General features: G+C 71.0%; 4 protein-coding genes. All 4 read left to right on the top strand.

Annotation, left to right across the window (positions count from 1 at the left end):
* The first annotated feature begins 27 nt into the window (after positions 1-27).
* Entirely contained in the window at positions 28-312 is a 285-nt protein-coding gene (locus RTM68_RS17550; RefSeq protein ID WP_312173435.1) for a DUF6457 domain-containing protein, read from the top strand.
* A 127-nt stretch (positions 313-439) separates the two neighbouring features.
* Positions 440-1,831, top strand: coding sequence for an MFS transporter (locus tag RTM68_RS17545; protein WP_312173433.1), 1,392 nt, complete (start codon positions 440-442; stop codon positions 1,829-1,831).
* Positions 1,832-1,833: 2 nt separating this feature from the next.
* A complete protein-coding gene (locus RTM68_RS17540; protein ID WP_312173432.1) occupies positions 1,834-3,399 on the top strand; it encodes an FAD-dependent oxidoreductase in 1,566 nt (521 codons plus the stop codon).
* Positions 3,396-3,812: molybdopterin-dependent oxidoreductase (locus tag RTM68_RS17535; protein WP_312173431.1), on the top strand; the 417-nt coding region annotated here is incomplete at its 3' end. The genes RTM68_RS17540 and RTM68_RS17535, both read left to right, overlap by 4 nt.

The raw sequence follows: 3,812 nt of genomic DNA, 5'->3' as shown, positions 1-3,812 counted from the left end.
GCGAGACGATGCCCCCGAGGAGACGACATGAGCGACACCCCGAAGCACCTGCCCGTCGAAGCCCTCGACGACTGGACCGCGGCCGTCTGCGCAGCCCTCGACATCGATCGAGAGTCGGTCGATGTCGCCCTGCTGCTGAACCTCGCCCGTGATGTGGCGCACGGCGTCGCCCGCCCTGCCGCGCCGCTCAGCGCGTATCTGGCCGGACTCGCCGCCGGCCGCGCCGGGGGCACCCGCGAGGACACCGCAGACGCGGTCGCCGCGATCACCCGACTGGCGGCCGACTGGGAGTCCCCGGAGACGCATTCCTGAAGTTCTCTCATCGGCGATGTCCCCGATGTGATCGAGAAGTAATCGTCCGGTAATCGCATTCGCGCGACGCTGCAACATCCGCGGCCTACGTTCAGAGCAATCATCCTCTCGAACGCCAGGAGCCACGATGTCCCAGACCATCGGAAGAAGCAGCGTCGACACGTCCGCCGTCACCCTCACGCGCCGACCCGGCCGGTGGATCGACGGCTGGAATCCCGAGGACGCGGCCTTCTGGGCATCCGAGGGCAAGCCGATCGCCCGCCGCAACCTGGGCTGGTCGATCTTCGCCGAGTTCCTCGGCTTCATCATCTGGCAGCTGTGGAGCATCGTCGTGGTGTTGCTCCCCGCCGCGGGATTCTCCCTCAGCACGACCGAGTCGTTCTGGCTGATCTCGCTGCCGAGCCTCGTCGGCGCGACCCTGCGTTTCCCGTACACGTTCCTCGTGGCCCGCTTCGGCGGACGCAACTGGACCATCGTCTCGGCGCTGCTGCTGCTGATCCCCGCGATCCTGCTCGGCGTCGTCGTGCAGGACCCCGAGACCTCGTTCGGCGTGCTGCTCGTCGTCGCCGCGCTCGCCGGCTTCGGCGGCGGCAACTTCGCCAGCTCCATGGCGAACATCACCTACTTCTTCCCGCAGAAGGAGAAGGGCTGGGCGCTCGGCCTCAACGCCGCGGGCGGCAACCTGGGCACCTCGGTCGCCCAGCTCGCGGTGCCGATCGTCGTCTCGGTCACGGCGGCGTTCACCTTCAACCTCTCGCTCGCCGGGTGGATGTGGGTGCCGCTGATCCTCGTCGCCGTCTGGGGTGCGTGGCGGTACATGGACAACCTCTCGTCCGCCAAGGCCGACTTCGCCGGGGCCGCCGCCGCGCTGCGCGAACCGCACCTGTGGGTGCTGTCGCTGCTCTACATCGGCACGTTCGGATCGTTCATCGGCTTCTCCAGCGTCTTCCCGAAGCTCATCGCCGACACGTTCCCCGAGTTCTCCACCTTCCAGATCGGCAGCGCCTCGCTCTCGCTCGCCTTCCTCGGCGCGCTGGTCGGTTCGCTGGCCCGCCCCTACGGCGGCAAGCTCGCCGACCGGTTCGGCGGCGCGCGCATGACCATCGCCGCCTTCTCGCTCATGATCGTCGGAGCGCTCTCGCTGCTCGTCACCCTGCAGGCGAACAGCTTCGCCCTGTTCCTCGGATGCTTCCTGCTGCTGTTCATCGCCGCCGGGGTCGGCAACGGCGCGACCTACCGGATGATCCCGAACGTGTTCGCCGCCCGCGGCGCCGCGACCGCGGGCGATGCGCTCGCGGTCAGCACGCAGCGCAAGGGTGCCGCAGCCCTCGGCCTGATCTCGGCGATCGGCGCCTACGGCGGATTCGTGATCCCGCAGGTGCTCGCGGCGGCCAAGAGCGGCACCGGCTCGTACGCTCCGGCGTTCGGCGGGTTCGTCGCCGCCTACATCGTGCTCCTGCTGATCACCGTCTTCGTCTATCTCATCCCCCGCGACTCGCTCGCCGGACACCGGATCTGACCATGCCCGAGCGCATCGTCGTCATCGGGGCGGGACCGGTCGGCATCCGGTTCGCCGAGGAGCTGCTGCCCCTCGTGGCCGACGGCCGCGCCACGGTGACCGTGCTCGGCGCCGAGACCGTCGATCCCTACAACCGGGTGCTGATCGCCGAGCTCGCGGTGGGCGAGGCCACCGCCGACGAGATCACGCTCGCGACGGCATCCGGTCTTCCCGGTGTCGACCTGCGATTGGGGTCTCGCGCCGAACGCATCGATCGGGATGCACGAGCCGTCGTGCTCGCCGACGGATCGGCGGTGCCGTACGACCGGCTGGTGCTCGCGACCGGCGCGCGCTCGATCGTCCCGGTCCTCGACGGGTTGGAGAGGCTCGGGCCCGACGACACCGGACTCGACACCCGCCTCACCTCGGGCGTCTGCGTCCTGCGCGACCTGGCCGATGCCGCGCAGCTGCGGGAAGTCGTCGATCGCGGCGGCAGGGTCGTCGTGCTGGGCGCCGGAGTGCTCGGGATCGAACTCGCGATGCTGCTCGCCGACGCCGGGGCCATCCCCGCGGTCGCGCACTTCGGCCCGATGCCGATGCCTCGTCAGCTCGATCGCGGATCCGCCTCGATCCTGTCGACCGCGCTGGCATCGGCAGGCGTCACCCTGGTGCCGCACACCCGAGCCGAGGGCGTGATCGGCGTCGAGGGCGACGACGGCGTCCGCCGGTTCCGTGCCCTGGTCTCGTCCGACGGCAAGCGCATCGAGGGCGACCTGCTGGTGCTCTCGTGCGGAGTGCGTGCCCGCACCGAGCTCGCCGAAGCTGCAGGCCTGCGGGTCGGCAACGGCGTGCTGGTCGACAGCTCACTGCGGTCGTGGTCGGATCCGCGCATCCACGCGATCGGCGACTGCGCGCACCTCGCCGACCCCGCCGAGTACCTGCACGAACGGCAGGTGCCGGGCGGACCCCACGGCCTGATCGGCCCCGGATGGCGTCAGGCGAGCTGGCTGGCCGCCGCGATCACCGCGGAGCTGACCGGCGACGGTTGCGACGGCGGCTTCGGTGACGACGGCGACGGCGGCTTCGTCGATGAGCACCCCGGGGTCGTCGTGCTGAAGGGCGAGCTGGTCGACATCGCCTCTGCGGGAGACGTCTCGGCCGATCCGTTCGCGCCCGTCCCTGCCGGCGAGATCGCCCCCGGCATCGCCGTGTGGGCCGATCCCGAGCACGGCACCTACGTGAAGATGGCGACGCGCGACGGCATCCTCACCGGATTCGTGGCGGTCGGGATGCCGCGCGCCGCCGCAGAGCTGAGCGTGCTGTACCTGCGGGGCGGCGAGCTGCCCGCCGATCGCTCGCTCCTGCTGCGTCTCGACGACGCCGATGCGGAGACGACCGTCGCGGCGGGCCGGGAGGCCACCCTGTGCATCTGCAACGCCGTGACCGTCGGGCAGATCGAGGATGCGATCGACGACGGCTGCGGATCGGTCGCCGCGATCGGGGAGTGCACGCGCGCCGGCACGGGATGCGGGGGATGCCGCGCGCGCATCACCGAGCTTCTCCATGCTCGCGAAGGAGCCGTCGCATGACCGACCCGCGCCGTGCCACCGACACCCACTGCCCGTACTGCGCGCTGCAGTGCGCGATGACGTTGACGCAGCCCGATGCCTCGGCAGTGCCGGGTCAGGCGGGTCGGCCCGCGCTGCCCGTCACCGTCTCCGGACGCGAGTTCCCGACCAACCGCGGCGGCCTGTGCAAGAAGGGCTGGACCTCGGCCGAGCTGCTCGCCGACACCGGCCGTCTCACGACACCGCTCGTGCGCGGCGCCGACGGCGAGCTGCACCCGGCCGAGTGGGACGCGACCCTCGACCTCATCGCGGCGCAGATCCGGCGCATCTCCGACGAGGACGGCCACGACGCGATCGGCGTCTTCGGCGGCGGCGGCCTCACGAACGAGAAGGCCTACCAGCTCGGCAAGTTCGCCCGCATCGCGCTCCGCACC

Origin of the sequence: Microbacterium sp. (assembly GCF_031988965.1) — a bacterium.
Taxonomy (GTDB): Bacteria; Actinomycetota; Actinomycetes; order Actinomycetales; family Microbacteriaceae; genus Microbacterium.
Note: the sequence above shows the minus strand (reverse complement) of the source record. Positions and strands in the feature narration are given on the sequence as shown.